The sequence below is a fragment of the Marinobacterium sp. MBR-111 genome (assembly GCF_040547585.1).
Lineage (GTDB): Bacteria > Pseudomonadota > Gammaproteobacteria > Pseudomonadales > Balneatricaceae > Marinobacterium > Marinobacterium iners.
Genome location: NZ_JBEPQA010000060.1, coordinates 1 through 4174 on the forward strand (window position 1 = coordinate 1; position 4174 = coordinate 4174).

General features: G+C 48.3%; 4 protein-coding genes. 1 reads left to right on the top strand and 3 read right to left on the bottom strand.

Annotated features, from left to right (window positions below; translation table 11 throughout):
* Positions 1–86: 86 nt before the first annotated feature.
* Positions 87–989 (bottom strand): PAS domain-containing protein, encoded by a 903-nt coding sequence (locus ABIE61_RS18505; protein WP_354412298.1) that lies wholly within the window; start codon positions 987–989, stop codon positions 87–89.
* A gap of 312 nt (positions 990–1301) precedes the next feature.
* Here ABIE61_RS18505 and ABIE61_RS18510 point away from each other — a divergent pair, with 312 nt between their 5' ends.
* Positions 1302–1583, top strand: a complete 282-nt coding sequence (locus ABIE61_RS18510) for a helix-turn-helix domain-containing protein (RefSeq protein ID WP_354412300.1) — start codon at positions 1302–1304, stop codon at positions 1581–1583.
* Positions 1584–1594: 11 nt separating this feature from the next.
* Here the strand turns inward: ABIE61_RS18510 and ABIE61_RS18515 are convergent, their stop codons facing one another.
* Both ABIE61_RS18515 and ABIE61_RS18520 read right to left on the bottom strand, forming a co-directional pair.
* Positions 1595–1867 carry a DUF2787 family protein gene (locus tag ABIE61_RS18515; protein WP_354412302.1) on the bottom strand — a complete coding sequence of 91 codons (273 nt, stop codon included), beginning with the start codon at positions 1865–1867 and terminating at the stop codon, positions 1595–1597.
* Positions 1868–2013: 146 nt separating this feature from the next.
* Entirely contained in the window at positions 2014–3987 is a 1974-nt protein-coding gene (locus tag ABIE61_RS18520) for a sensor domain-containing diguanylate cyclase (RefSeq protein ID WP_354412305.1), read from the bottom strand.
* Positions 3988–4174: the final 187 nt, after the last annotated feature.

Below are 4174 nucleotides of genomic sequence, written 5' to 3' on the forward strand. Positions count from 1 at the left end.
GCAGAATCCGGATAAGATCGAGCGGTGTTAAAGAATGTGGTTATATTCAATGCGGTGGCACGGCAATAGCAGATGAATTCACTGATTCAGGTATCTGTAATTGCACTGATGGTAGTAAGTGCCGTGTAGAAGCTGCCGTCAGCTGTGCAGTTAGTAACCTCACCCGTCCAGTGGCCTGTGTAACTAATGTCTGCCCACATTTTTTTGTAAAATGAAATATCATGAATCCCAGATGATAGAATATTTGGATTTTTACCAACTACCTCTTGAGCAGAATATCCAGTGATACGCTCAAATGCTGGGTTTACACGGATGATATTTTTATCAATATTGGTTACCAGAACTGCCTCGGTTGTATGCATAAAAATATTTTCACCTAGGCTCTCGCACTTTTCTGGCTTCTTATTATTAATATCGTGGCACAGATCAGTAACTTCCGAAAATGAGTCTTTTGAATCAAGATCAGGGAGTCTATTTGTGGATAATGATTGCTCTTTTATCTGCTTGTGCTCTGATAAAATAAGAACTATCTGGATAATATCTTCTAATGTAGGAAGGCGTTTTAGGTGAGTGTGTTGCCAAGCTAATCCACGCTGATCCTCTACCTTTAAAGCAAGTGGACTGGCCAATATCATTTCTCCCGAGTTGAAGGCCTGCTCTAGAGCATGCTGGAAGGCTCTCGAACTATCTGGCTCAAGAAGCTCCAGAAGTGTGTGACTCGAAAATTGACCTTGACATATATGTTTGAGCCATTCTTGAGCTTTTGGGTTCGCTGAAAGAATACCCCCCTTTCTATCCACGTGTAATACAGCTACAGGAAGTGACGCAAAAGAGGTTATAGCAGCCTTACATTCGTTGATAATATGGCGCAGAGGAGAGGGGATTTCATGGCTAACTGCCTCTAATTTAGACAGGAAATCGTCCACATTATCCACTTTTTCGTGTGCAAGAGCGTAAAATTTACAGGTTGAACTTCTTGAGGCTGCCAAAATTTTTATCTCCTTTTTATCCCTGCAGTAATTCTAGAAGCTCCTGCTTTAATGCAATCGTCGCCAAGTTAAGCTGCTGAAAGTGGCTCAGAATAATGAAAACCGATTCAATAGACACATTAAAGGGAAGGTCGGACTCACCGGAGCCTCAAATCTCTGTTGTCTATAGGTGATATGTTGGACTGCAAGCAGTGAGTTTGATCGAAACAGCGTGTCGTATAAACCACCCACATCACAAGGCTAATCACCGATCATACACATCCTGTATCTATGGGTTACCTACCCAAGTAATGGAAAATATCCCGAATTGGGATGTTTTGCAAACCCACTTACATTGCCGCCATGGTAAAAATTCTGTGGGAACCCCGACAGTCGGCCTTCCGTCAAGCTTTGCGAGACCTGCGTAAGCAAGCGGGTCTCAGCCAAGTGGAGTTGGCGGCACGGCTTGACAAACCTCAGAGCTTCGTATCGAAATATGAAAGCGGCGAACGTCGACTTGAATACATCGAGGTGGAGATGATCTGCCGTGCCTGCAATACGACCCTCAGGGCCTTTGCAGAGGCCTTCGAGCGTGATTGTCCGTGGGGAAAGTAATTGATAACACGTCAATTACTATGCCGGAAAGGTATTCCTGAGCGAGACAGGCGGATCTCTATCGGATGGTAGCCAGCCCGTTCGGCAGAGTAGTTTGGGTCACGGAAGTTGAAAGTGATCGCGGACGCTTCCTGCAAGGATCCAGCCTCAGTGCATGCCTGACGCGGTGCCGGTACAGCAAACGCAGTTATGTCACAAGGTCGAAACAATTTAACTGCTGAAGAAGCGTATGAGTTGGAGCAAGAGCTGGAGCAAGAAGGGTATCGAAACAGTCTGCTATGCAATTCGAACGCACTTAGGGATGGATGTTATGAGTAATGAAAAGCGATATGACGTTCGGTACAACCCACATTAATACAAGCTCTTGGGTGTACCAAATTATGCGCTAAATGTTGCCAAAAAAATCGCGTGGCCACAAGGATGCTACTTCTCAGGTACCCACCGATGCTGTTTTAAAAGAATCGTCTGCGATGACCTGGTTACGGCCTGTATTTTTAGCTTGGTACAATGCTTTGTCGGTTCGGGCTAATAGGGCGCCCGATGACTCCCCGCGCCGGTGCATGGCGAGACCGAAGCTGGCAGTAACATGCAGGGTGTGGCCTGTAATGATACAGCGGTGATGGTCCATACTCTCTCGAACCCGCTCTGCCAATTGGTAGAGATCATTCAAGTGCAGATGTTTGATCACCAGTAGAAATTCTTCACCGCCGATCCGGCCAACACAGTCGTGGGGGCGAAGCAGTTCACGGGCTAAACGGGTATATTCAATGAGCACCTGATCACCAGCAGCGTGACCATAGGTGTCATTCACGCTCTTGAAATGGTCTAGGTCAAACATGATGATGCCAAATTCCGTATCGGTCCTGATCACCTGTTCCAGTTGTTGAAGTATTGCACGGCGGTTAAGGTAGCCAGTGAGTTCGTCTGTTTCTGCCTGTCGGCGCAGTTTTTTCTCTGCTGTGACCTTTTCTCGATCATCGCTGAAAGTGATGACGGCACCGCCAGACTCTGATTTTGGGAGCGGGCTAACCGTCATGCTAACCGGTATGATGATGCCTTCTCGGGTGCAGAGATAGTCGCGTTCTCTATGCTGGCGCTGGCCGGTGCGAATGGCGTGGGTAGTTAAGCACTCTTCCCGGTCAAGGTTTTCACCTTCTGCAGTTACGTGAATAATGTCGTGCAAACAACGGCCCAGTATCTCTTTTTCTTGCCAGCCCAATAAGCGTTCTGCTTCTGGGTTCAACCAGCGCGTGAGTCCCTGTGCATCAATCATTATGACACCGTTGCCCATCTCATTAGTTACCAGGCGCAACTGCTGTTCGTTGATCAATAGGCGATGATAGAGCTGCAGGTGTTTCAAACGAAGCCGGTGCCAGCCGAACAGTAATAAAATCCCAGCCAGCGCAGTCGTCCCTAACAGCCCCGCGGCATGTGTTTGGTATTGTTGGGTGAGGGCATTACATGCTTTACCGGATTCTCGTAGTCCGATCAGCCAGCGTGGTGACTGGGTTTGCTGGCTACCATACTCAGTCCATGAATATAGCAGACAGTCCTGTCCTAATGTGAGCTGCCCGAAGTCTTGAGACGCCATCTGCTGCCAAAGAGAGGGCTCCTCCACTGCTAGCCCGCTTTGTGGCTCAAACATAAACTGCCAATCCTGCTTGTCTCCTCCATGTAACCACTGTCCTTTATCGTTCAGGAGTATGGGACGCAGAGGGGCAGGCAAGTGGTTGCTGAGCTGCTGAAGAAGCTCTTCGGCGCGGTAGTTTACAACTACCAGACCGTTTAACTGCGTGTGCCGGTACACTGGATGCACCATGCGCAGCATTGGCTTGAACGGCACTTCGATCTCATTTTGCTCGATATTCAGGTCCAAAGGTGACAAATAGGTGTAACCAGGCGCAAGCTTCATGCCCTCGGCTGTGTAATAGCGCTGAGCCTTGTTCTGTAGCGCGTCAGCCGGTACCCGATAGACATCCTTCCCTGATCGGTTAATGCGAACGCTCTCGTGACCATTTACATCAAGCAGGCGGATCTGGTCGTAGGAGGGGCGTAATCGCGCAAGACTCACATAGTCCTCCTGCAACAGCTCAAGCGTATTGGTGGAGGGGTGAAACAGGTGGCGTTGAAGCAGGGGAGAGGTTGCCAAACGGATCGTATCCAGCTCGACAGTACGGAGTGTGGTCTCAAGTACCTCCTTCAGTTGTACTTGGTAAAAATTGCGTCGCTGTGTTTGTAACTGCTGTTCTTGTTGCCAGTCTCGATACAGGCTTAATGCACCCAACAACAGCACGAGCCCCAGAGTCAGCAGTCCCACAAGCCAAAAGAACACTATTCTGTGGTGAGGAATGCTTGGCTTTGATTGGAGCGTTGTGTCGCCTTTAAGCTGTTCTTTCCTAGTCAAAAACGGCACCACACTGTAGTTCTACCTGAAATACAACGAACAAAAAACACGCAGACGGTGGACAGAATATGGGCCGGGTGTGTAGTGGTCAACTAAGGAACGTATGAACAAGCTCCTCCAGAGCCATTAAAACTGCATTTTCTCCGCGTCAGGACGCGTAAAATGCGCATATTTGCCTCTTTATAAC

Bases quoted from the DNA above. Each gene is read 5' to 3' on its own strand.
- ABIE61_RS18510 (WP_354412300.1), top strand. From the start codon at position 1,302: ATGTTTTGCAAACCCACTTACATTGCCGCCATGGTAAAAATTCTGTGG.